The following is a 22684-nucleotide window of genomic DNA, read 5'->3' as shown; positions in this document are numbered from 1 at the left end:
TTTGGCGCCACAGGGCAAAACCTCGCCCATCATGCACCGTCGTGGTGCGTTTTTCTTTCCCTGCTTCGATTTTGGGGCGCGTCAATATAAAGACGCGCCGCTAACCGCGCTTTTCCTCGCTCGCCAGCTTCTGGCACATCCTTTGCAATATCCATTCTGAAGAGTCCATGCGCGGCGGCAGCCGTTACCTAATTCTGACTGGAGGGTTCTATGAAGCTGGTTACCGTAATTATCAAACCGTTCAAGCTGGAGGACGTGCGGGAGGCGCTTTCTTCCATTGGCATTCAGGGACTGACCGTCACCGAAGTGAAAGGGTTTGGCCGTCAGAAAGGACACGCCGAACTGTATCGCGGCGCGGAGTACAGCGTGAATTTCCTGCCGAAGGTCAAAATTGATGTGGCTATCGCCGACGACCAACTGGAAGAGGTGATCGATATCATCAGTAAAGCGGCTTACACCGGAAAAATTGGCGACGGCAAAATTTTCGTCGCGGAGCTCATGCGCGTTATTCGGATTCGTACCGGCGAAGCTGACGAAGCAGCGCTGTAAGACCCGCCACACAGCAACAGGAAATGAAAAAATGAAGATAGCGATGATAAAAACCACACTGGCTTCACTGGCGCTGCTGCCTGGGCTAACGATAGCCGCGCCGGCGGTTGCCGATAAAGCGGATAGTGCTTTTATGATGATTTGCACCGCGCTGGTGCTGTTCATGACGATACCGGGTATCGCGCTGTTTTACGGCGGATTAATTCGCGCCAAGAACGTGCTGTCAATGTTAACGCAAGTGACCGTCACCTTTGCGCTGGTCTGTATTTTATGGGTGGTGTACGGCTATTCGCTGGCTTTTGGCGAAGGGAATCATTTTTTCGGTAATGCCGATGGGGCGATGTTGAAGAATATCGCGTTGACGGCGGTAACGGGGACGATTTATCAGTATATTCATGTCGCGTTTCAGGGATCTTTCGCCTGTATTACCGTCGGGCTGATTGTCGGCGCGCTGGCGGAGCGTATTCGTTTTTCGGCGGTACTGATTTTTGTCGTGGTGTGGTTCACGCTCTCTTATATCCCGATTGCGCACATGGTGTGGGGCGGCGGCCTGCTGGCTGCTCACGGCGCGCTGGATTTTGCTGGTGGTACAGTGGTGCATATTAACGCCGCTATCGCTGGGCTGGTGGGGGCTTATTTAATTGGCAAACGCGTCGGCTTTGGGAAGGAAGCATTTAAACCCCATAACCTGCCGATGGTCTTTACCGGTACTGCGATTCTGTATATCGGCTGGTTTGGATTTAACGCGGGTTCTGCCGGTAGCGCAAACGAGATAGCAGCGCTGGCCTTTGTGAACACCGTGGTGGCGACCGCCGCCGCGATTCTGGGGTGGATTATCGGCGAGTGGACGCTACGCGGTAAGCCTTCCCTGCTGGGAGCGTGTTCCGGCGCGATTGCCGGTCTGGTCGGCGTGACGCCAGCCTGTGGCTATGTTGGCGTTGGCGGCGCGCTGGTTATCGGCGTTATTGCGGGTCTGGCGGGATTGTGGGGAGTCACCATGCTTAAACGTCTGCTACGGGTAGATGATCCGTGCGACGTATTTGGCGTTCACGGCGTTTGCGGAATAGTCGGCTGTATCCTGACCGGCGTTTTTGCCGCCAGTTCGCTGGGCGGCGTTGGCTTTGTCGACGGCGTTACGATGGGACATCAGGTGATGGTACAGCTGGAAAGTATTGCTATTACGGTCGTCTGGTCCGGCGTTGTCGCGTTTGTTGGTTACAAACTGGCGGATATCCTTGTTGGACTGCGTGTACCGGAAGAGCAGGAGCGCGAGGGGCTGGATGTGAACAGTCACGGCGAGAATGCGTATAACGCGTGATTGCGCAACATGCCTGATGGCGCTGCGCTTATCCAGTTTACCGTAGGCCGGATAAGCGCAGCGTCATCAGGCCATTAACGCCGCATAGCGGCATGTTTTTTAATTGTGATTACGCATTACCCCTTCCTGCACGGTTGAAGCGACCAGCGCGCCATCCTGAGTATAAAACTCGCCGCGAACAAAGCCCCGGGCGCTGGAGGCGGAAGTGCTCTCCACGCTATAAAGTAGCCATTCATTAAAATTGAACGGGCGATGGAACCACATAGAGTGATCGATAGTGGCGATCTGAATGCCCTTTTCCAGAAAACCGATGCCGTGAGGCTGAAGCGCGACGGGAAGGAAATTCAGATCCGAGGCATATCCCAGTAAATATTGATGGACGCGAATGTCATCCGGAACGGTGCCGTTGGCGCGAATCCATACCTGACGCACAGGCGCGGCGACGTGACCTTTCAACGGATTGTGAAATTCGACGGGACGAATTTCCAGCGGGCGATCGCAGAGAAACTTTTCTTTCAGAATCGGCGGCAGTAAATGCGCCAGCGATTGCGCGATTTCCGTTTCTGACGGTAGTCCTTCCGGCCCGACTGCCGTCGGCATGGTTTTTTGATGTTCAAAACCCGGTTCCGGTGCCTGGAATGAGGCGGTCATGTAAAAGATGGGTTTCCCGTTCTGAATAGCGGCAACGCGGCGGGCGCTGAAGCTATTCCCATCGCGCAGCACTTCTACGTCATAGATAATGGGTTTTTGGCTGTCGCCTGGCCGCAGAAAATAACTGTGGAATGAATGTACCAGTCGCGCTTCCGGCACCGTTTCTTTGGCGGCATAGAGCGCCTGGCCCACCACCTGACCGCCAAATACCTGGCGCAGCCCTAAGTCTTCACTTTGGCCCCGAAAGAGTCCTTCTTCAATTTTTTCCAGATTCAATAATGTCAGCAAATTATTCAGTGTCTGACTCATACATACTCTCCAGGTGACAACGATGCCGAAGCGAGGTAGGGCAGAGTATAACGCAATTTTGCAAGTGGTCCGATGGGTACAAAAGTCTGAATAACAGACCAATTCCAGGCAAAAATGAGTGACATGTGCCACACTTAATCACGTTATGTTTCTGTTAACCACTCTTCCGGCGGGGGGAAAGGCCTGCTGGTGCATTGATGATAAGGAGAATTGAATGAAACTCGTGCACATCGTAAGTGGTTTAGCGGTTGCGATATCTCTGGCGGCCTGCGCTGATAAAAGCGCTGATATCCAGACGCCTGCGCCAAACCCTAACATGTCGATTACAGCTAACCAGTCTACTATTCAGCAACCCAATGTTTCCGGTACCGTCTGGATCCGCCAGAAGGTCGCTCTGCCGCCAGATGCGGTGCTGACCGTGACGCTTTCAGATGCTTCGCTGGCTGATGCGCCGTCTAAGGTGCTGTCGCAAAAAGCGGTACGTACCGAAGGTAAACAGGCGCCTTTCAGTTTTGTGTTGCCGTTTAACCCATCAGATATTCAACCTAACGCGCGCATTCTCCTGAGCGCGGCCATCACCGTTGATAATAAGCTGGTATTTATTACCGATAGCGTGAAACCGGTGATTAATAATGGCGGCACTAAAGCGGATCTGACGCTGGTACCGGTACAGCAAACGGCGGTGCCTGTGCAGGCCAGCGGTGGTGCGACGACGACGGTTCCATCGACTTCGCCGACCCAGGTCAATCCGTCTTCTGCCGTTCCTGCGCCTACCCAGTATTAATCCTGCGCCAACCCTCTCCGTTACGGAGAGGGTTAATACACCCAGCGATAGCGTTGTAAATCGATTTGTCCGCTTCCCGACACCACCACGCCTTCCGCCAGTAATGCCTGACGTTGCCGCTGTAGATCCGGCCCGGTAAGTGATATTGCGCCGTGGCGGTTCACCACCCGATGCCATGGTAAAGTGCTGCCTTCCGGCAGACGTTTTAAAACTCCGCCGACCTGACGCGCCGCCCGAGGCGAACCGGCAAGCCGGGCGACATCGCCGTAGGTCGTGACAAACCCTTCCGGGATCGAGGCGACGATTTGCCAGACGCGTTGAGGAAATGTGTCCTGAATATCCATAATAGAATCCTGCGTTAATGCTTCAGGATAATCTGGAATAAGGGGGGAGGAAAGCCCGGATGCGCAAGAAACCAGCATCCGATGCCTGATGGGTTGCAATTGCACGATATAGCAGTGATAATGCGCCTGCGCGTTGGTTCACAACGCTCTCAATGGGGGCTCTGTTGGTTCTCCCGCAACGCTACTCTGTTTACCAGGTCAGGTCCGGAAGGAAGCAGCCAAGGCAGATGACGCGTGTGCCGGGATGTAGCTGGCAGGGCCCCCACCCATTTGTGCCTCTCCACACTGTTCTTTTCTGCTGTGCGACGTTATAGCCGCTGTTCCGCCCAAAGAATAAATGCCGTAGCGGGTAGGGGTTTACTGTATAACCAGCCCTGACCATAATGTACGCCATGCTGGCGTAGCCACTGTTCTTGCCTGGCCGTTTCGATGCCTTCTGCGACCATCTTAAGTTTGAGCGTTTTCGCCATTTCAATAATATGCGGCGTGACGTTTTTATATTCCAGCGCATCGACAAAAGATTTATCAATTTTAAGGACATCCACATCCAGATTTTGTAAGTAGCTGAGGCTGGAATAGCCGGTGCCAAAGTCATCAATATAAATTGAATGTCCCGCGTTACGGTATCTGGCGACAATTGGCGCGCTGGTTTTCGGATCGGCGAACTCGCGTTCCGTTAACTCAAGCGCGATTTGCGACGGAGAAATTTGGCTACGGTTCAGCAGCGTGCTTAACAGCGTCGGCAACGTTTCCGACGCCAGATCGGATGCCTCAAGATTGATTGAAATATGTTGTTCGGGATGGGACTTTAACCAACTCCCCATGTCTTCAAAAACGGTGTCGATGATTAGCCGGGTTAGCGGCTCCGTGAGCCCGGTTTGTTCAGCCAGCGCGATAAAAATTTCCGGCGAAAGGAAGGTGCCGTCCGCCTGTTGCCAGCGAGCTAAGGCTTCGGCACCGACAATTTTTCCGCTGCTCAGGGAGACAATAGGCTGATAGTGTACGTTAATTTCGCGATTGTCTATCGCATCCTGGAGACGGTGGCGGGGCGACTGTAGTCGACGCAAAATACGCAGAATAAAGGCCGCGGCCAGCAGACCCGTTACGATGCCCGCCGGTAGCCAGATAAACGCCTGTCGATACCAGCTCCTTTCCAGCGGAGCGGTCGGTGCCCAGCTTACGATAGTAATGCCCATTTCCGGAAAGGGGTGGATAGCATACTGAATGCCTCGGTTTTCCAGCCGCAGGGGCGTCTCATGGTGAATGAGCGGAAGAATAGCGGGGTCAAGGTTACCGCTGCTGGCAACCACAGTATTGCGTTCCCGGCCAATAATAGCGACGTCAATCGGCCATGCGCCAAACGGAATCACATCGATAAAGGACGCCGGGTCGATCATCACGATATAGCTGTCGCTCCCGAGTGCCGCCATATAGCGTTTTATACCCAGATCGTTTTGCGCCGTAAACCAGGCGCGATAACCGTCGCGAGTGATTTTCATGGGCGGAGGGAAAGCGGGAATATGGCTCTCTTTTTCAAGTGAGGAGCAAACGGGAATCGAATTTTTAAGATACAGAACTTCCTGGACATACCGAAAGCTATAAGACACGCGGCGCATGGCGAGTAAATGGGCGCTGCTGCAGGGCTCGCCTTTAAAGGAGGCAATATGCGTTAACGCGGCTTTTGCCTGGTCACTGACCCTTTCTGTACGTAGCGCCACCCGGGACGAGAAGATATCCAGCTCTTCGTTAAACCTTTTTTCAACTTGACGGTGCGCCAGCCACAGGCTCAATCCTATCGGGAAAAGGACAGACAGGATAAGCACTCCCGTTACCAGGCTGACCAGATGTCGTGTTGTCACAGTGATGTCCTTATAAACACAGCGTAGAGAAAGTATATCCGATCGTAAATCGCGCCCTTGAATGATAAAGCTATTTTATCGATTTTACAGATACAGGGGCCAGACTAACGCGTTACGCCACGTTGCTTTTGCCGCCAGGAAGAGATCGTGAATGTTTACCGGTTGAAAAAGGAGCATTGATAGCGTATTTTATTGTTATGTTATAACATAATTGAGAGAGCGCAATGAAACCTGATATTCATCCTGTATACCGCACCGTCGTATTTCACGACACCAGCGCAAATGAATATGTGAAAGTGGGATCAACTATCAAAACTGAACGTGAAATCGAACTGGACGGCGTGACATATCCGTATGTCACTATTGATGTGTCATCAAAATCGCATCCTTTTTATACCGGTAGACAGAAAACGTTTGATAGCGAAAGTAGCGCCGCACGCTTCCAGAAACGTTTTGGTCATTTTATCGGCGCTAAACGGGGGTAAATGAAATGCAGGTGTTAAACTCACTTCGCAATGCAAAACAACGGCATCCGGATTGCCAGATAGTCAAACGCAAAGGACGCTTATACGTGATTTGTAAAACAAATCCGCGTTTTAAGGCGGTTCAGGGGCGTAAAAAAAGACGTTAAAAAACCAACAGTTCAGGGAAAGCAGTGCGTACCAGGGAGGGTGCGCACTTTTTTATTACCGGCTGGCTTCTGCGCGGGCCAGCGTAAAAATATCGTAGAAGGAAAGTTCGCCCTTACGGGCAACCATTTTTTGCAGCTGGACTTTATGTTCATTATCCACCTGTGGAGACTGAAGAATCGTCTCAATGAGCGTGGGGGGAACAAAGCGGGTGTTGTACCATTCGCCGTTGTAACAGACCCGGAGGTCCAGCACATCGATGTCGTTATAGTGATAACGCGGGGCGATGTCGAAAAAGAAGAAGCCATTAAATGCGATAAATAACACCACTAACAGCCACACTGACCCCACCAGCGTTTCTGATTGCAGCATGACCGCCAGCGTCGCAAACCAGGCTGCATACATCGCGATAAATAACCCAGGATGCTTGCGGATAAAACTGATACTAAAACGCGGCCTGTTATCGCGTTTTTCACGGACGTTTAAGTCATCAATAGTTTCGCTAAGCAGGCGCTGTATCTCTGTCATCTTTTGCCTTCATGATTTCTGCGACATAGGGGGTAGTAACAGCCCATTTTAAAGGGAGGTGTAACGTGAAAAAAGTAACAGATTAACCACGAATTAGCATAACAGTTATCATTTTAACTACAATTTTTTAATGATTCGCGCCGGGTTTCCACCTACCACGACGTCTGGCGGTACGTTTTTTGTCACCACAGCGCCTGAAGCGACGACGACGTTATCGCCGATGGTTACGCCAGGATTAACGACGGCTCGTCCGCCTATCCAGACGTTATTTCCGATAGTGACGGGTTTACCTAATTCTCTGCCGCTGTTGCGTTCGACGGCGTCCAGCGGGTGCGTGGCGGTATAGATATGTACCCCTGGCGCGAGCATACAATTATCGCCAATATGAATTGGGCAAACATCAAGCATGACGCAGTCGAAGTTAGCGTAAAAGGAGTGACCAAGAAAAATATTATAGCCGTAGTCGCAACGGAAGGAAGGTTCAATATAGGCGTCTTCGCATCGACCCAACAGGTCGCGTAAAATCGCCTGACGCTTATTTATTTCATCAGGCGTAGTATAATTGTATTGATGGATGAGTTGACGCGCCCGCAGTCGATCCTGGCATAAAGTTTCATCGGTCGGGCAATACAGTGCCCCAGCGATCATTTTTTGTTTTTCGTCACTCATCGCGCGCTCCCCTTGGTGGATATTATCGCAATAGAAGCAATAATAAAGTATTAGAGGGAACGTTCCCTGCTATTGGTATGTGATCTATATCACTGTTCTATAATAGCCCGTTGTGTTATTAGCCTGAACGAGGAGGCAGATAACACCTGTGTGTTCTCTAAAAAGTAATGTTGCGTGATTAACGAATGAATTTCCATACTGAAGAGGGGATCTTGTCGTAGAGTTTGTTCATCGTCAATTCTGCAAGACGGTGATCCGCAGCTGAGTAAAATACAGCCAGCTCATTGTCGGATAATTCATATTTATTTTTCTCAATGACGCGCTCCAGAGTGTCAATTGTCTGACAGCGCCGTAAACGCATCAAATAATCAGTTTTAGTTAATGGTTTATCAGACATAAATTCTACCTATGATTGTAATAATTTTTAACAAGACAAACTAACAGGATTAGCCCTGGTGGCGTTGACGAAACAACGGAACAGGCGGTTGCCCGATTTACGCCATTTTTGCAAATCCTGCGTATTAATACCATAGCTGCTGAACAACATAAAGGTGTCGTCCAGGTATTCATCTATCTGCGCAATCAATTTATTGTCTTCATTGTACTTAATTTTATAATTAAGCGCGAAAGTTGCAATATGCTCTATCAGCTCATTGAGCTGCAGGTTGACTGCTGAGGTCGGGTCATTAACCCAGCCATGGTTGCTTTCTTCAAGGTTTGCAAGACAGTCATGATACAGGGTTTCGCAAAGAAATTTAAGCTGTGCTATATCATGTCTTTTGGGTGAGTATTCGTCCATAATGCATCCCCTTTTTAGTGGCTTAAACTAACCGAACACCTTCGGGATGGATACAACTAACTAACCTGGTACTTCCCACGTCACCTTATGATTTAACTATAATCTACTCTAAAAAACTTTTCATCGTCATATTACGAAAAATTACAATTGCGTGAAAGCCGCGTGTTGCCATACTTTTTCGAATTTTAACAGTGATCGTCGGTCGCCTAAAAAGGAACCAGTTTTATTGTTTGTGTAATCATTGGGTTAACGTTTTTTAGCTTTTCAGGCTAAAACAATAGACTCTGACAGGAGAAAATAGCCAGGAATATTCTTAATATTTCTTAATTAATGGCTGAATTAAGAAATGGCCAACTTTCCTAAGAAAAGCCTTTAACGCAGTAAGGATTATACCTTTTATTAATATGGCAAAAAATAATCAATCTAACAATAAGCGTATTTTATGATTTTTGCGTAAAAAAGGCCGCTTGCGCGGCCTTATCAACAGTGAGCAAATCAGCGATGTTCTGTCGAATGACTATGCTCAATATCTTCGCTTTTACGGCTAAAGCGGCGGCGTACCACCACGAAGAAGACCGGTACGAAGAAAATAGCCAGTACGGTTGCCGTTACCATCCCGCCCAGTACGCCAGTACCTACCGCATTCTGCGCGCCGGAACCCGCGCCGGAACTGATAACCAGCGGCATAACCCCCAGCATGAACGCTAACGAGGTCATCAGAATCGGGCGCAAACGCATCCGGACGGCCTCCAGCGTCGCTTCTACCAGACCTTTCCCTTCTTTATCCATTAAGTCTTTGGCGAATTCGACGATAAGTATCGCGTTCTTCGCCGACAACCCAATGGTTGTGAGCAGGCCCACCTGGAAGTAAACGTCGTTAGTCAGTCCGCGGAAGGTCGCAGCCAGCAGCGCGCCGATAACCCCAAGCGGAACAACCAGCATTACGGAGAACGGGATAGACCAGCTCTCATACAATGCCGCCAGACACAGGAAGACGACGATCAGCGAGATAGCATACAGGGCAGGGGCCTGGTTGCCGGACAACCGCTCCTGGTAGGACATCCCGGTCCAGTCATATCCAATGCCTGACGGCAGCTTGCTGGCCAGTTCTTCCATCATCGCCATCGCTTCACCAGTACTCTTGCCTGGCGCCGCCTGACCCAGAATTTCCATCGAAGGCAGACCGTTATAGCGTTCCAGACGCGGCGAACCATATTCCCAGCGGGAAGAGGAGAATGCGGAGAATGGCACCATCTGACCATCGCTACCACGAACGTACCAGTCGTTAATATCATCCGGCAACATGCGGTATTTCGCTTCGGACATCACGTAAACTTTCTTCACACGACCGCGATCGATAAAGTCGTTTACATAGCTGCCGCCCCATGCTGCGCCCAGCGTGGTATTAATGTCGCTAATAGATACGCCCAGCGCCTGAGCTTTTTCCTGGTCGATATCGATTTTAAACTGCGGTGTATCCTCCAGGCCGTTAGGTCGAACGCCGACCAGCAGATCAGGATATTTCGCCACCTCGCCGAACAACTGATTACGCGCCTGGGTGAGTTTTTCATGACCAAGTCCCGCCTGGTCAATCAACTCGAAGTCAAACCCGGTTGCGGTGCCCAGTTCAACAATCGCCGGTAGGTTAAAGGCGAAGACCATCGCATCTTTAATTTGTGAAAACGCTGCGGTTGCCCGCTGGGTAATCGCTTCAACCTTGTTTTTTTCGCCTGGACGATCGGCCCAGTCTTTCAACGACACGAATGCAATACCGGTATTCTGACCGCGCCCTGCAAAACCGAAGCCGTTGACGGCGAATACCGATTCAACGTTGGCTTTCTCTTTGTTCAGATAGTAATCCGTGACCTCATCCAGCACTTTTTGCGTGCGCTCTTGCGTCGCGCCGGCGGGGAGCTGGACCATTGTCAGGAATACGCCCTGGTCTTCATCCGGCAAGAAAGAGCTTGGCAGACGAACGAACAGATAAGCCATACCGACGACGATAATGAGATAGAGCAGCAGATAACGCCCGGTGCTGCGCAGAATATTGCCTACGCTATCGGTGTAGTGATGCGTGCTCTTATCAAACAGGCGGTTAAACCAGCCGAAAAAGCCTTTTTTCCCTTCGCCATGATCGCCTTTGGCGACGGGTTTGAGCATCGTCGCGCACAGCGCAGGCGTCAGGATCAGCGCGACCAGCACCGACAGCGCCATCGCCGATACGATGGTGATAGAGAACTGACGATAAATTGCCCCGGTTGAGCCGCCAAAGAAGGCCATCGGAATAAATACCGCCGACAGTACCATCGCGATACCCACCAATGCGCCCTGAATCTGGCCCATGGATTTGCGCGTCGCTTCCTTCGGCGGAAGGCCTTCTTCCGTCATAACACGTTCGACGTTCTCGACCACCACGATGGCGTCATCCACCAGCAAGCCGATGGCGAGCACCATCCCGAACATCGTCAGCGTGTTTATCGAGAAACCGAATGCCGCAAGCACGGCAAAGGTTCCCAACAACACCACCGGAACCGCAATAGTCGGAATCAACGTCGCGCGGAAGTTCTGCAGGAACAGGTACATCACCAGGAACACGAGGATAATCGCTTCGACCAGCGTTTTTACCACTTCATGAATAGAGATCTTCACGAACGGCGTGGTGTCATACGGGTAGACGATTTTCATCCCTGGCGGGAAGAACGGTTCCATTTTTTTCAGTTCGGCGCGAATAGCGGTAGCGGTATCCAGCGCGTTGGCGCCGGTAGCCAGTTTGATGCCAAGACCTGACGCTGGCTGACCGTTAAATTTCGCGATGACGTCGTAGTTCTCGCCGCCAAGCTCAATTTTCGCTACATCCCGCAGACGAACCTGAGAGCCATCCTGATTCACCTTCAGCAGGATTTTGCCAAACTCATCCGTTGAGGTCAGACGCGTTTGGGCAATAATCGATGCGTTAAGCTGCTGGCCTTTTACCGGCGGCGTACCACCGAGCTGACCTGCCGCGACCTGGGCGTTCTGCGCTTTGATCGCGTTAATCACGTCGACCGGCGTCAGTTGGTATTTGGTCAGCTCTGTCGGATTCATCCAGATACGCATCGCATACTGCGAACCAAACAGCTGGACGTCGCCCACCCCAGAGGTACGGCTGATCGGATCTTTCATATTGGCGGCAACGTAATCCGAAATATCCTCCTGGGTCATGGTGCCGTCGGTGTTAATGACGCCCACTACCATCAGGAAGCTACTTGAGGACTTCTCAACGCTCACGCCCTGTTGCTGTACTTCCTGGGGAAGTAACGGCATTGCCAGTTGCAACTTGTTCTGAACCTGAACCTGCGCGATGTCCGCATCGGTGCCGGATTCAAAGGTCAGCGTGATCTGCACGGTCCCCGTGGAGTCACTGTTGGAGGACATATACATCAGGTTATCGATACCGTTCATATTCTGTTCGATAACCTGCGTGACGGTATCCTGTACCGTTTTCGCATCAGCGCCAGGGTAGGTTGCGGAGATCGTCACTGCTGGTGGCGCAATCGTCGGATATTGCGCTACCGGCAATTTGAGGATCGCGAGCCCCCCTGCCAACATGATGATGATGGCGATCACCCACGCAAATATAGGGCGATCGATAAAGAAATTAGGCATGTCTTAACGGCTCCTGTTTAAGTTAAGACCTGGGCTGAGCAGGTTGATCACCGCTTGCGGCTTGCTGTTTGTTATCCGCGGTAATTTCCTGCACTTTAACCTGTGCGCCAGGACGTACTTTTTGCAGCCCGCTGACGACTACGCGGTCGCCCGCTTTCAACCCGTCAGTCACCAGCCACTTATCGCCGATCGCCTGGCTTGCGACGATTTGGCGGGTTTCCACTTTGTTATCAGCGCCAACCACCAGCACTGTGGCATCGCCGCGTGGAGTACGGGTAACGCCCTGTTGTGGAACCAGTAATGCCGTCGGTTTTGTCCCTTCCTGCAGACGTGCGCGAACGAACATTCCTGGCAATAAGGTGTGATCCGGGTTAGGGAAGATGGCGCGCAAAGTAATAGACCCGGTGGTTTGGTCAACGGTCACGTCGGAGAACTCAAGCGTACCGGACTGCGGGAATTTGATACCGTCGCTGGTCACCAGATCGACCTTCGCTTTGCCGTTTTCCTGCTTCAGCGAACCATTTGCCAGCTCCTGCTTCAGGCGCAGGAAATCATTGCTGGACTGGGTCACATCGACATAAATAGGGTCCAGCTGCTGCACTGTCGCCAGCGCCGACGCTTGACCGTTCTGTACCAGCGCGCCTTCCGTTACGGACGACTTACCAATACGACCGCTAATCGGCGAGGTGACTTTGGTATACGCCAGGTTGATACGTGCGGTTTCAACGGCGGCTTTTGCTGCGACAACGGCGGCAGTCGCTTGTTGCGCGTCAGCCAGCGCCTGATCGTATTCCTGCTTACTGATGTACTGCGTGCCCAGCAGCTTTTGATAACGCTTCACCGTCAGTTCAGCGATATTCGCGGCGGCCTGCGCTTTTGCCAAATCGCCCTTAGCGCTGTCGTAAGTCGCCTGGTAGGTCGCAGGATCAATCTGATAGAGAGAGACTCCCGCTTCGATATCACTTCCCTCAACGAAATTACGCTTCAGGATAATGCCGCTTACCTGTGGGCGAACTTCGGCGATACGGTAAGCAACGGTACGACCCGGAAGTTCAGTTGTGATTTGCAGTGGTTCCGTTTTTAGTGTGACAACTCCAACTTCTGGCATCTGCTGGCCGCCTTGCTGGTCCTGTTTGTCGTCACATCCTGTTAGCGCTAAGCTGCCTGAGAGCATCAGAACGACCGCCAGAGGCGTTAACCCTCTGTTTTTGTTCATATGTAAACCTCGAGTGTCCGATTTCAAATTGGTCAATGGTCAAAGGTCCTTAAACCCATTGCTGCGTTTATATTATCGTCGTGCTATGGTACATACATCCATAAATGTATGTAAATCTAACGCCTGTAAATTCACCGACATATGGCACGAAAAACCAAACAACAAGCGCTGGAGACACGACAACACATCCTGGATGTGGCCCTGCGTTTGTTCTCGCAGCAAGGCGTATCAGCAACCTCGCTGGCGGAGATTGCGAACGCTGCTGGTGTGACGCGCGGCGCAATCTATTGGCATTTCAAAAATAAGTCGGATTTATTCAGTGAGATCTGGGAGCTATCAGAATCCAATATTGGTGAGCTTGAGATTGAGTATCAGGCAAAATTCCCCGACGATCCACTATCTGTATTAAGAGAAATTTTAGTTCATATTCTTGAAGCTACTGTAACAGAAGAACGACGCCGCTTATTGATGGAGATTATATTCCATAAATGTGAGTTTGTCGGAGAAATGGTTGTGGTTCAACAGGCGCAACGTAGCCTTTGTCTGGAAAGTTACGATCGGATTGAACAAACGTTAAAACATTGTATTAATGCTAAAATGCTGCCTGAAAATCTGCTGACCCGTCGTGCGGCGATACTGATGCGCAGCTTTATTTCAGGGCTCATGGAAAACTGGTTATTTGCTCCGCAATCGTTTGATTTAAAAAAAGAAGCTCGCGCCTACGTCACGATCCTGCTGGAGATGTATCAATTGTGTCCGACGCTGCGCGCGTCGACGGTCAACGGCTCCCCCTGATAATATTCCAGGAAAACTCCTGGACATTTTCTGTGTCGCTATTCTGTTTGTTACAGGCGTGATATTCTTGCGACTCAATTATTTCCGGTCTGCTTGCCGGTTCAGACACTTCATTCTCATGACTATGTTGCAGCTTTATAAACGTTCACAGCATTTTGTTTTTATTACAATTAGCGTCCTTATTATCCTGCTGTCCTGTCAGTCTCTGGCATTTGCCCGGGGGCAAACGAATGGCGACCTGCCGTCAAAAGCGGATGTGCAAAACCAGTTGGATACGCTGAATAAGCAAAAAGATCTCTCCGCCCAGGATAAGCTCGTCCAGCAGGACCTTATTGATACGTTAGCTACACTGGAGAAAATCGAGCGGGTAAAAGAGGAGACCGTACAGCTACGGCAGAAGGTGGCGCAGGCGCCTGAAAAAATGCGTCAGGCGACGGCTGCGTTGAATGCGCTGAGCGACGTCGATAATGATGATGAAATGCGAAAAACGCTGAGTGCGCTTTCGCTACGTCAGCTTGAGCTGCGCGTGGCGCAGGTACTGGATGATTTGCAAAATTCGCAAAACGATCTTGCCGCTTATAACAGCCAGCTTGTTTCGCTACAGACCCAGCCTGAGCGCGTGCAAAACGCCATGTATACCGCCTCACAGCAAATACAGCAAATCCGTAACCGTCTGGACGGCAATAACGTCGGCGAAGCCGCGCTTCGCCCCAGCCAACAGGTGTTATTACAGGCACAACAGGCGCTGCTTAATGCGCAGATCGACCAGCAACGTAAGAGTCTTGAAGGAAATACCGTTTTGCAGGACACCCTGCAAAAACAGCGGGATTACGTGACGGCCAACAGTAATCGCCTTGAACATCAGCTTCAACTTTTACAGGAGGCGGTCAACAGTAAACGACTTACGCTAACGGAAAAAACGGCCCAGGAGGCCATTTCGCCGGACGAAACGGCGCGTATCCAGGCGAACCCGCTGGTAAAACAGGAACTGGATATTAACCATCAACTCAGCCAGCGTCTGATTGTCGCGACCGAAAACGGCAATATGTTGATGCAGCAAAACATTAAAGTAAAAAACTGGCTCGATCGCGCGCTGCAGTCGGAAAGAAATATCAAAGAACAGATTGCCGTCTTAAAAGGCAGCCTGTTGCTGTCGCGTATTCTTTATCAACAGCAGCAAACACTGCCCTCCGCCGACGAACTCGAAGATATGACCAACCGCATTGCGGATTTGCGTCTGGAGCAGTTTGAAATCAACCAGCAGCGTGATGCCTTATTCCAAAGCGATGCCTTTGTCGACAAGCTGGAGGAGGGGCATACCAGCGAGGTGAATGATGAAGTTCATGATGCGTTGCTTCAGGTGGTGGAGATGCGCCGTGAGCTATTGGATCAGCTAAATAAACAGTTGGGTAACCAGCTGATGATGGCGATTAACCTGCAAGTTAACCAGCAGCAGCTGATGAGCGTCTCGAAAAATCTGAAAGCCATTCTGACGCAGCAGATTTTTTGGGTGAACAGTAACCGCCCTATGGACTGGGACTGGCTTAAAGCGTTCCCCCAAACGTTAAAAGAGCAATTCAGCGCCATGAAAATCACGGTGAACTGGCAAAAAGCCTGGCCCGCGGTATTTATTGCTTTTTTGGCCGGGTTGCCGCTCTTGCTCATCGCCGGTTTAATCCGCTGGCGTCTGAAATGGTTAAAAGCGTATCAACAGAAGCTGGCCGCCGCCGTGGGATCGCTGCGTAACGATAGTCAGCTCAATACGCCAAAAGCTATTCTGATCGATCTGATCCGCGCGCTGCCGGTGTGCCTGATTATCCTCGCGCTTGGACTGATCCTGCTGACCATGCAGCTAAATATCAGCGATCTGCTCTGGGCCTTTAGTAAAAAGCTCGCGATGTTCTGGCTGGTCTTTGGGCTGTGCTGGAAGGTGCTGGAAAAAGAGGGCGTGGCGATACGCCATTTTGGTATGCCGGCGCAGTTGACCAGCCACTGGCGTCGCCAGATTGTACGCATTAGCCTCGCATTGCTGCCGCTGCACTTTTGGTCTGTGGTGGCGGAGTTGTCGCCGCTGAATCTGATGGATGACGTGCTGGGGCAGGCGGTTATTTTCCTCAATCTGCTGGTCATAACATTGCTGGTGTGGCCACTGTGCCGGGAAAGCTGGCGCGATAAAGAATCTCACGGCATTCGACTGGTGACCGTGACGATTCTTTCCATCATTCCGGTGGCGTTAATGGTATTAACGGCGACCGGCTATTTCTATACCACCCTGCGCCTGGCGGGACGCTGGATTGAAACCGTCTATCTGGTCATTATCTGGAACCTGCTTTATCAAACGGTGCTGCGCGGGTTAAGTGTAGCGGCGCGCCGGATTGCCTGGCGACGCGCGCTGGCTCGTCGTCAGAACCTGGTAAAAGAGGGAGCGGAAGGGGCGGAGCCACAGGAAGAACCCACCATCGCGCTGGAGCAGATTAACCAGCAAACATTACGTATCACGATGCTGCTAATGCTTGCCCTGTTTGGCGTTATGTTCTGGGCGATTTGGTCCGATTTGATCACCGTATTCAGCTATCTTGATAGCATCACGCTGTGGCACTACAACGGCTCCGAAGCTGGCGCTGCGGTGGTGAAAAGCGTGACGATGGGCAGCTTGCTATTTGCCATTATTGCCGCGATGGTGGCCTGGGCGCTCATCCGCAACTTACCCGGCCTGCTGGAAGTGCTGGTGCTTTCACGCCTGAATATGCGCCAGGGGGCTTCGTATGCGATCACCACGATCCTTAACTACGTCATTATCGCTGTTGGCGCGATGACAGTATTCGGATCGCTCGGCGTCTCGTGGGATAAACTCCAGTGGCTGGCGGCGGCGTTGTCGGTAGGTCTCGGTTTTGGGCTACAGGAGATCTTCGGTAACTTTGTCTCGGGTTTAATCATCCTCTTCGAACGTCCGGTACGCATTGGCGATACGGTAACGATCGGCACCTACTCCGGCACGGTCAGTAAGATTCGTATTCGCGCCACCACTATTACCGATTTTGATCGTAAAGAAGTGATCATTCCGAACAAAGCGTTCGTGACGGAGCGGCTGATTAACTGGTCCCTCTCCGATACCACGACACGTCTGGTGATCCGGCTTGGCGTGGCCTATGGCTCGGATCTGGAGAAAGTGAAAAGAGTCCTGCTACAGGCGGCGATGGAGCATCCGAAGGTGATGCACGATCCGGAACCTGCCGTATTCTTCACTACCTTTGGCGCCAGCACTCTGGATCATGAACTGCGTCTGTACGTGCGTGAATTGCGCGATCGTAGCCATACGGTGGATGAGCTGAACCGCGCGATCGATCGACTGTGCCGTGAAAATGATATCAATATCGCCTTTAACCAGCTTGAGGTGCATCTGCATAACGCGAAGGGCGACGAAGTCACTGAAGTGAAGCGCGATCTCAACGGCGGCGATCTGGCGCCGGCGGCAAGCTAAAAGGCGGTGGGCCGCGCGCTTTATGAGTGCGCGCGGCGCCGCTAATGCGAAAGCGTAGAAAGCTCTTCCGGCGTAATGCCGGTGACGCTGGCGATGAGCCCGGGTTCCAGCCCGTTGGCAAGCATTTTGCGGGCAATAGCGCGCGCTTCGGCCTCACGGCCTTGTGCTAACCCTTGCTCAAGGCCTTTTTGCAGGCCCTTTTGCAACCCTTCCGTTCGGCCTTTTTCTTCCAGCCATTCCGCTATTGTCATCAGTTGTTCCTTATACTGCGGCGCGCCCTGCGCCAGTTGACGAATTAGCGCCCCGGGTTCTGCGGCGTTTCCTGCTTTCAACATATAGTTGATCAGCACACTGAGCTGCGTGTCCGTCAAATGATCCTGCGTTAAAAGCGTGATAAGGGGGCGAGCAGTTCGCTTAAATCGCGTTGACGAATATGTTTTTGCAGGAGCTCTAACATCGCTATCCGCCGATGCTGCAAAAGCTGATTATCCGGCATTGTCGTCAGGTCGACCAGCGCAAATTCATGACTGTATATACCCTTCATACTTCAAGTTGCTTATGTGTTGGCTACGCTCGCTCACCCCAGTCACATAGTTATCTATGCTCCTGGGGACTCACTCCCTTGCCGCCTTTAAGCAACTCGAATTATTTTGGGTATAAGGCCTTCGCCATATCCGGTTTCACAAACATATTATGCCAGTTAAGGCTATAGGGCCACGGGCTTTCCGGACCGTGATAAAAGAGGATTGGTACCACCAGCGGCAAGGTATCATGGCCGGCATCCAGATGACGCTGCATGGCGGCAATGGCGTAACGCATCAGGCGAAAAGCCATCAGCCGGTCTGATTTGCTCTGATGTTCAATGAGCGCGTAAACATACCCGGGGCCGTGTTGGGTATGCAGAGAGTAGAGAATATCTGAATAGCGGCTGCGTAAATTGTCTTCAACAAAACTCCCTGACTCCAGCTTCAGTGAATCCAGATCGCAGATTGCAAGAAAGGCTTCTGGCAAGTGGATAGCCAGAAAGTCGCGGGCGACCTCTTTTTGCATCAGCATCTGTCGAAATACCGCATCGTGCGGCGTGGTGGGTAGACGTTCCATGCCCCGTCCTTTGTTGCCTGACTGTAGCGACCACTCTGTCAGCGACAACGAGGACAAACCAGCAGGCAATTACTCTGTTTGCGAGTCGTCTTCCGTACTTTTTAACTTGTTTTCATAATCACGCATAACTATTTCCAGCGCGCGTAGCACCGTTCGTGCCGGTAAGCGATTCTCTTCAAGCAGCACAATTAAATCCACGGCCAGTTTGACTTCATCAGGGGCATTTTCAAGCGACATACTTTCTCCAGGATTAACGGGTTAAACGCGCCAGTACGTTTTCTATTTTCTCCAGCGCATGTCGGCAGCGCGCCAGCCGTCCTTCATAGATCTCGACTTCCTTTTGCAGCGTTTGTTGTTCGACAAGGCCGGTCGCCTGCGCCAGACGAATTTTGCGCTCCTGTGTCATCGCCAGTAGTCGACGTTCAAACTCCTGATGCTGTATTCGTCTGCGCTGCCAACGGCCAAGCCCTGGCGCGGCGGTGTCCCACTGGCGCAGCGACCAGGCGGCGGTTTCACGCGATATAGCCTCCAGTTGCGAAGCCAGATGTTCCGCCAGCCAGGCGACTTGCGGCAGTTGCTCATGTTTTACCGCCTGACGCAACGCGGCGAGATTGGCGTCAGCCTCTTCCAGATATCCCTGCAACAGAGTACTGCGGGTACGGAAAAGGTGTCGGTCAAAGCGCGCGCTTAACGTCGCATGTTGCGCCAGCGGCGCGCAGCGTTGGCGTAGCGTCGCCAGCCTCTCTTCCAGCGTCTGTAACAGCATAGCGGTTTTCAATTCAACACCCCGATGAAAATAAGACAGGCTGTGCTACAGTAGCCTTCTGTTTGATAACGATTCGCATTATGCAACGTACTATTTTAATCATCATTGGCTGGCTGGCGGTAGTATTAGGGACATTGGGCGTGGTTTTGCCTCTGTTGCCGACAACGCCGTTCATTTTACTGGCGGCCTGGTGTTTCGCCCGCTCGTCGCCGCGTTTCCATGCCTGGTTGTTATACCGCTCATGGTTTGGCGGTTATCTGCGCCACTGGCAGCGCTATCGGGCCATGCCGCCGGGAGCGAAACCGCGAGCGATCGCGTTGATATTGCTGACCTTTGGTATTTCGCTGTGGCTGGTGAATATGATGTGGGTGCGGGTGCTGCTGTTGGTTATTTTGGCCTGCCTGCTGATTTTTATGTGGCGGATACCGGTGATTGATGAAAAGCAACAAAAGCGCTGAAGCACACGAATCGCTGTTGCAATTGTCGTTCACAGCCAGTAAATTCGACCGTTTTCGAGCACAGGCGCAGGCGGTCAAAGAGTAACCGAGCGTTACCCCTGACTGAAAAGTATTGCGCCGTGAGTAACACCGTACTTAGCAGGCATATATCCATGACCGCGACTGCACAGCAGCTTGAGTTTCTCAAAAACAGCATCAAAAGCATTCAGGATTACCCGAAACCGGGCATTCTTTTCCGTGATGTCACCAGCTTACTGGAAGACCCGAAAGCCTACGCGCTCAGTATTGAACTGTTGGTTGAGCGTTATAAAAATGCGGGTATCACCAAAGTGGTCGGCACCGAAGCGCGTGGCTTCCTGTTTGGCGCGCCGGTTGCGCTTGGGCTGGGCGTTGGTTTTGTTCCGGTACGTAAACCGCGCAAATTACCGCGTGAAACTATTGCCGAGACCTATGAATTAGAGTACGGCACCGATCAGCTGGAAATTCATGTCGACGCGATTAAACCTGGCGACAACGTGCTGGTCGTGGACGATCTGCTGGCGACTGGCGGCACCATTGAGGCGACCGTGAAGCTGATCCGTCGTCTGGGCGGGAAAGTCACCGATGCGGCGTTCATCATCAATTTGTTCGATCTGGGCGGCGAGCAGCGTCTGGAAAAGCAGGGGATTACCTGTTATAGCCTGGTGCCGTTTCCAGGGCATTGATTCAGGCTATCCGCACTGCTATTTTAGCCAGAGAGACAACCTCGCTGTATCGGCGAGGTTGTGTTAGCATTACCCTTCTATGAATCCACCTTCCAGCGTTTCAGAGCCTGCCAATGAGTTATCAGGTCTTAGCCAGAAAATGGCGCCCACAAACCTTTGCTGACGTCGTCGGCCAGGAACATGTGCTGACCGCACTGGCGAACGGCTTGTCGTTAGGGCGCATTCATCACGCATATCTTTTTTCCGGCACGCGCGGCGTCGGTAAAACCTCTATCGCCCGGCTGCTGGCGAAGGGGCTGAACTGCGAAACCGGTATTACCGCGACGCCGTGCGGCGTTTGCGATAACTGTCGGGAAATTGAGCAAGGGCGTTTTGTCGATCTCATTGAGATTGACGCCGCATCGCGTACCAAAGTCGAAGACACCCGCGACCTGCTGGATAACGTCCAGTACGCGCCTGCGCGCGGTCGCTTTAAAGTCTATCTGATCGATGAAGTCCACATGCTGTCGCGCCACAGCTTTAATGCGCTACTTAAAACGCTTGAAGAGCCGCCAGCGCATGTGAAATTTTTACTGGCGACCACCGATCCGCAGAAGCTGCCGGTGACCATTTTGTCGCGCTGCCTACAGTTTCATCTCAAAGCGCTGGATGTTGAACAGATTCGCCATCAGCTTGAGCATATTCTCAATGAGGAACATATCGCTCACGAACCCCGCGCGTTGCAGTTGTTATCACGCGCGGCTGACGGCAGCCTGCGCGATGCATTAAGTCTGACTGACCAGGCGATCGCCAGCGGCGACGGGCAGGTTTCGACGCAGGCGGTAAGCGCCATGCTCGGTACGCTGGACGACGACCAGGCTTTGTCATTAGTCGAGGCGGTGGTTGACGCTAACGGCGAACGCGTCATGTCGCTTATCAACGAGGCGGCGGCGCGCGGTATTGAATGGGAAGCGCTGCTGGTCGAAATGCTTAGCCTGCTGCACCGTATTGCGATGGTGCAACTTTCGCCTGCCGCGTTAGGCAGCGATATGGCGGCTATCGAGCAACGGATGCGCGAACTTGCCCGGACGGTGCCTCCCGGCGATCTTCAGCTCTATTATCAGACGTTGTTGATTGGCCGCAAAGAATTGCCCTGGGCGCCGGACCGGCGGATGGGCGTTGAAATGACGTTACTGCGTGCGCTGGCGTTTCACCCGCGTATGCCCTTGCCGGAGCCTGAAACGCCGCGGCAGTCTTTTGCGCCCGTGGCCCCAACGGCGGTAATGACGCCGCCGCAGGTGCAGCAGCCGTCGGCGCCCGCGCCGCAGACATCGCCAGCGCCGCTGCCGGCGTCTACCAGTCAGGTGCTGGCGGCGCGCAATCAGCTACAGCGCGCGCAGGGAGTAACCAAAACAAAAAAGAGTGAACCGGCAGCCGCATCCCGCGCGCGGCCGGTGAATAACTCTGCGCTGGAGCGGCTGGCCTCGGTTTCGGAGCGCGTACAGGCGCGCCCGGCGCCGTCTGCGCTGGAAACGGCGCCAGTAAAGAAAGAGGCTTATCGCTGGAAGGCCACCACGCCGGTAGTACAAACCAAAGAAGTGGTAGCTACGCCAAAAGCGCTTAAGAAAGCTCTGGAGCATGAAAAAACGCCGGAGCTGGCGGCTAAACTGGCGGCGGAAGCGATTGAGCGCGATCCGTGGGCGGCGCAGGTAAGTCAGCTTTCTTTGCCTAAGCTGGTGGAGCAGGTGGCGCTTAATGCCTGGAAGGAACAGAACGGCAACGCGGTTTGTCTGCATCTGCGCTCGACGCAGCGGCACCTCAATTCCAGCGGCGCGCAGCAAAAGCTGGCGCAAGCGCTCAGCGATCTGACGGGAACGACGGTTGAACTGACCATCGTTGAAGATGATAATCCCGCGGTGCGTACGCCGCTGGAATGGCGTCAGGCCATTTATGAAGAGAAACTCGCGCAAGCGCGTGAGTCAATTATTGCGGATAATAACATTCAGACGCTGCGTCGATTCTTCGACGCCGAGCTGGATGAAGAGAGTATCCGCCCCATTTGATCGTAAGCCTGGCTTGCGATTGTGAACCATCAAGAGA

At 52.3% G+C, this 22684-nt stretch carries 21 protein-coding genes, 1 other RNA gene, 2 pseudogenes and 1 other annotated feature; of the genes and pseudogenes, 11 read left to right on the top strand and 13 right to left on the bottom strand.

Going from position 1 to position 22684, the window contains the following annotated elements; all coding sequences use genetic code 11:
* The first annotated feature begins 210 nt into the window (after positions 1-210).
* Together glnK and amtB are read left to right on the top strand one after the other, a co-directional pair.
* Entirely contained in the window at positions 211-549 is a 339-nt protein-coding gene (gene glnK, locus J4617_RS17640; protein WP_000780341.1) for a P-II family nitrogen regulator, read from the top strand.
* A 31-nt stretch (positions 550-580) separates the two neighbouring features.
* Positions 581-1867 carry an ammonium transporter AmtB gene (amtB, locus tag J4617_RS17635; RefSeq protein WP_000684912.1) on the top strand — a complete coding sequence of 429 codons (1287 nt, stop codon included), beginning with the start codon at positions 581-583 and terminating at the stop codon, positions 1865-1867.
* A gap of 99 nt (positions 1868-1966) precedes the next feature.
* Here the strand turns inward: amtB and tesB are convergent, their stop codons facing one another.
* The gene (gene tesB / locus J4617_RS17630) at positions 1967-2827 is read right to left on the bottom strand and encodes an acyl-CoA thioesterase II (protein ID WP_000084176.1); all 861 of its coding nucleotides are present in this window, start codon (positions 2825-2827) and stop codon (positions 1967-1969) included.
* 214 nt (positions 2828-3041) lie between these two features.
* On the opposite strand from tesB, the gene J4617_RS17625 reads away from it, so the two are divergent.
* Entirely contained in the window at positions 3042-3611 is a 570-nt protein-coding gene (locus J4617_RS17625; RefSeq protein ID WP_000779802.1) for a YbaY family lipoprotein, read from the top strand.
* Positions 3612-3643: 32 nt separating this feature from the next.
* Here the strand turns inward: J4617_RS17625 and J4617_RS17620 are convergent, their stop codons facing one another.
* Positions 3644-4033 carry an MGMT family protein gene (locus J4617_RS17620; protein WP_000961285.1) on the bottom strand — a complete coding sequence of 130 codons (390 nt, stop codon included), beginning with the start codon at positions 4031-4033 and terminating at the stop codon, positions 3644-3646.
* Positions 4034-4117: 84 nt separating this feature from the next.
* Between J4617_RS17620 and ffs the strand changes: the two genes are divergently transcribed.
* Positions 4118-4214: signal recognition particle sRNA small type (gene ffs, locus J4617_RS17615), an RNA gene on the top strand.
* A gap of 49 nt (positions 4215-4263) precedes the next feature.
* Here the strand turns inward: ffs and J4617_RS17610 are convergent.
* On the bottom strand, positions 4264-5814 hold the full coding sequence (locus J4617_RS17610; protein WP_000213139.1) for an EAL domain-containing protein: 1551 nt from the start codon (positions 5812-5814) through the stop codon (positions 4264-4266).
* A 224-nt stretch (positions 5815-6038) separates the two neighbouring features.
* Between J4617_RS17610 and J4617_RS17605 the strand changes: the two genes are divergently transcribed.
* Positions 6039-6299 carry a type B 50S ribosomal protein L31 gene (locus J4617_RS17605; protein WP_000801415.1) on the top strand — a complete coding sequence of 87 codons (261 nt, stop codon included), beginning with the start codon at positions 6039-6041 and terminating at the stop codon, positions 6297-6299.
* A gap of 5 nt (positions 6300-6304) precedes the next feature.
* Positions 6305-6445 (top strand): type B 50S ribosomal protein L36, encoded by a 141-nt coding sequence (gene ykgO, locus J4617_RS17600; protein WP_001197749.1) that lies wholly within the window; start codon positions 6305-6307, stop codon positions 6443-6445.
* Between the two features lie 55 nt (positions 6446-6500).
* On the opposite strand, the gene J4617_RS17595 is transcribed toward ykgO, so the two are convergent.
* The 6 genes from J4617_RS17595 to acrA all read right to left on the bottom strand — a co-directional run bounded on the left by J4617_RS17595 (position 6501) and on the right by acrA (position 13300).
* Positions 6501-6971 (bottom strand): YlaC family protein, encoded by a 471-nt coding sequence (locus tag J4617_RS17595; RefSeq protein WP_000136183.1) that lies wholly within the window; start codon positions 6969-6971, stop codon positions 6501-6503.
* Positions 6972-7088: 117 nt separating this feature from the next.
* Entirely contained in the window at positions 7089-7640 is a 552-nt protein-coding gene (gene maa, locus J4617_RS17590; protein ID WP_001278793.1) for a maltose O-acetyltransferase, read from the bottom strand.
* Between the two features lie 178 nt (positions 7641-7818).
* Entirely contained in the window at positions 7819-8037 is a 219-nt protein-coding gene (locus J4617_RS17585) for an HHA domain-containing protein (protein ID WP_001280991.1), read from the bottom strand.
* A 27-nt stretch (positions 8038-8064) separates the two neighbouring features.
* Positions 8065-8439 (bottom strand): Hha toxicity modulator TomB, encoded by a 375-nt coding sequence (gene tomB, locus J4617_RS17580; protein WP_000344807.1) that lies wholly within the window; start codon positions 8437-8439, stop codon positions 8065-8067.
* Between the two features lie 495 nt (positions 8440-8934).
* Positions 8935-12084 (bottom strand): efflux RND transporter permease AcrB, encoded by a 3150-nt coding sequence (gene acrB / locus J4617_RS17575; protein ID WP_001132508.1) that lies wholly within the window; start codon positions 12082-12084, stop codon positions 8935-8937.
* Positions 12085-12106: 22 nt separating this feature from the next.
* Positions 12107-13300, bottom strand: coding sequence for a multidrug efflux RND transporter periplasmic adaptor subunit AcrA (gene acrA / locus J4617_RS17570; protein ID WP_001039202.1), 1194 nt, complete (start codon positions 13298-13300; stop codon positions 12107-12109).
* A 141-nt stretch (positions 13301-13441) separates the two neighbouring features.
* Here acrA and acrR point away from each other — a divergent pair, with 141 nt between their 5' ends.
* The gene (acrR, locus tag J4617_RS17565; protein WP_000101755.1) at positions 13442-14095 is read left to right on the top strand and encodes a multidrug efflux transporter transcriptional repressor AcrR; all 654 of its coding nucleotides are present in this window, start codon (positions 13442-13444) and stop codon (positions 14093-14095) included.
* 118 nt (positions 14096-14213) lie between these two features.
* The gene (gene mscK, locus J4617_RS17560; RefSeq protein ID WP_000178248.1) at positions 14214-17576 is read left to right on the top strand and encodes a mechanosensitive channel MscK; all 3363 of its coding nucleotides are present in this window, start codon (positions 14214-14216) and stop codon (positions 17574-17576) included.
* Between the two features lie 41 nt (positions 17577-17617).
* On the opposite strand, the pseudogene J4617_RS17555 reads toward mscK, so the two are convergent.
* The 4 genes and pseudogenes from J4617_RS17555 to priC form a co-directional block, all read right to left on the bottom strand.
* Positions 17618-18111: pseudogene (locus J4617_RS17555) on the bottom strand (Rpn family recombination-promoting nuclease/putative transposase); the annotation flags it as partial.
* 119 nt (positions 18112-18230) lie between these two features.
* A pseudogene (locus J4617_RS23150) lies at positions 18231-18677 on the bottom strand (Rpn family recombination-promoting nuclease/putative transposase); the annotation flags it as partial.
* Positions 18678-18746: 69 nt separating this feature from the next.
* Positions 18747-18914 carry a pleiotropic regulatory protein RsmS gene (rsmS, locus tag J4617_RS17545; RefSeq protein WP_000051161.1) on the bottom strand — a complete coding sequence of 56 codons (168 nt, stop codon included), beginning with the start codon at positions 18912-18914 and terminating at the stop codon, positions 18747-18749.
* Between the two features lie 13 nt (positions 18915-18927).
* Positions 18928-19455: a primosomal replication protein N'' gene (priC, locus tag J4617_RS17540; RefSeq protein ID WP_001519637.1), complete on the bottom strand. Its 528-nt coding sequence runs from the start codon at positions 19453-19455 to the stop codon at positions 18928-18930.
* A 68-nt stretch (positions 19456-19523) separates the two neighbouring features.
* On the opposite strand from priC, the gene J4617_RS17535 reads away from it, so the two are divergent.
* The 3 genes from J4617_RS17535 to dnaX all read left to right on the top strand — a co-directional run bounded on the left by J4617_RS17535 (position 19524) and on the right by dnaX (position 22647).
* The gene (locus tag J4617_RS17535) at positions 19524-19901 is read left to right on the top strand and encodes a DUF454 family protein (protein ID WP_001189860.1); all 378 of its coding nucleotides are present in this window, start codon (positions 19524-19526) and stop codon (positions 19899-19901) included.
* Between the two features lie 152 nt (positions 19902-20053).
* Entirely contained in the window at positions 20054-20605 is a 552-nt protein-coding gene (gene apt / locus J4617_RS17530) for an adenine phosphoribosyltransferase (protein ID WP_000127350.1), read from the top strand.
* 113 nt (positions 20606-20718) lie between these two features.
* Positions 20719-22647, top strand: a complete 1929-nt coding sequence (dnaX, locus tag J4617_RS17525; RefSeq protein ID WP_000121967.1) for a DNA polymerase III subunit gamma/tau — start codon at positions 20719-20721, stop codon at positions 22645-22647.
* Positions 21980-22044: a sequence feature (DnaX frameshifting element), on the top strand. It overlaps the preceding gene by 65 nt.
* Positions 22648-22684 lie beyond the last annotated feature (37 nt).

The organism is Salmonella sp. 32010601201800023SM (genome assembly GCF_017572235.1).
Taxonomy (GTDB): domain Bacteria; phylum Pseudomonadota; class Gammaproteobacteria; order Enterobacterales; family Enterobacteriaceae; genus Salmonella; species Salmonella enterica.
Note: the sequence above shows the minus strand (reverse complement) of the source record. Positions and strands in the feature narration are given on the sequence as shown.

What these genes read in the sequence shown, in the direction of transcription:
- J4617_RS17585 (WP_001280991.1), bottom strand. Translation starts at nt 8,037, where the DNA reads ATGTCTGATAAACCATTAACTAAAACTGATTATTTGATGCGTTTACGG.
- tomB (WP_000344807.1), bottom strand. Translation starts at nt 8,439, where the DNA reads ATGGACGAATACTCACCCAAAAGACATGATATAGCACAGCTTAAATTT.
- ykgO (WP_001197749.1), top strand. Translation starts at nt 6,305, where the DNA reads ATGCAGGTGTTAAACTCACTTCGCAATGCAAAACAACGGCATCCGGAT.
- J4617_RS17595 (WP_000136183.1), bottom strand. Translation starts at nt 6,971, where the DNA reads ATGACAGAGATACAGCGCCTGCTTAGCGAAACTATTGATGACTTAAAC.
- J4617_RS17625 (WP_000779802.1), top strand. Translation starts at nt 3,042, where the DNA reads ATGAAACTCGTGCACATCGTAAGTGGTTTAGCGGTTGCGATATCTCTG.
- apt (WP_000127350.1), top strand. Translation starts at nt 20,054, where the DNA reads ATGACCGCGACTGCACAGCAGCTTGAGTTTCTCAAAAACAGCATCAAA.
- J4617_RS17620 (WP_000961285.1), bottom strand. Translation starts at nt 4,033, where the DNA reads ATGCTGGTTTCTTGCGCATCCGGGCTTTCCTCCCCCCTTATTCCAGAT.
- tesB (WP_000084176.1), bottom strand. Translation starts at nt 2,827, where the DNA reads ATGAGTCAGACACTGAATAATTTGCTGACATTATTGAATCTGGAAAAA.
- dnaX (WP_000121967.1), top strand. Translation starts at nt 20,719, where the DNA reads ATGAGTTATCAGGTCTTAGCCAGAAAATGGCGCCCACAAACCTTTGCT.
- J4617_RS17535 (WP_001189860.1), top strand. Translation starts at nt 19,524, where the DNA reads ATGCAACGTACTATTTTAATCATCATTGGCTGGCTGGCGGTAGTATTA.
- amtB (WP_000684912.1), top strand. Translation starts at nt 581, where the DNA reads ATGAAGATAGCGATGATAAAAACCACACTGGCTTCACTGGCGCTGCTG.
- acrB (WP_001132508.1), bottom strand. Translation starts at nt 12,084, where the DNA reads ATGCCTAATTTCTTTATCGATCGCCCTATATTTGCGTGGGTGATCGCC.
- maa (WP_001278793.1), bottom strand. Translation starts at nt 7,640, where the DNA reads ATGAGTGACGAAAAACAAAAAATGATCGCTGGGGCACTGTATTGCCCG.
- mscK (WP_000178248.1), top strand. Translation starts at nt 14,214, where the DNA reads ATGACTATGTTGCAGCTTTATAAACGTTCACAGCATTTTGTTTTTATT.
- acrR (WP_000101755.1), top strand. Translation starts at nt 13,442, where the DNA reads ATGGCACGAAAAACCAAACAACAAGCGCTGGAGACACGACAACACATC.
- rsmS (WP_000051161.1), bottom strand. Translation starts at nt 18,914, where the DNA reads ATGTCGCTTGAAAATGCCCCTGATGAAGTCAAACTGGCCGTGGATTTA.
- acrA (WP_001039202.1), bottom strand. Translation starts at nt 13,300, where the DNA reads ATGAACAAAAACAGAGGGTTAACGCCTCTGGCGGTCGTTCTGATGCTC.
- J4617_RS17605 (WP_000801415.1), top strand. Translation starts at nt 6,039, where the DNA reads ATGAAACCTGATATTCATCCTGTATACCGCACCGTCGTATTTCACGAC.
- glnK (WP_000780341.1), top strand. Translation starts at nt 211, where the DNA reads ATGAAGCTGGTTACCGTAATTATCAAACCGTTCAAGCTGGAGGACGTG.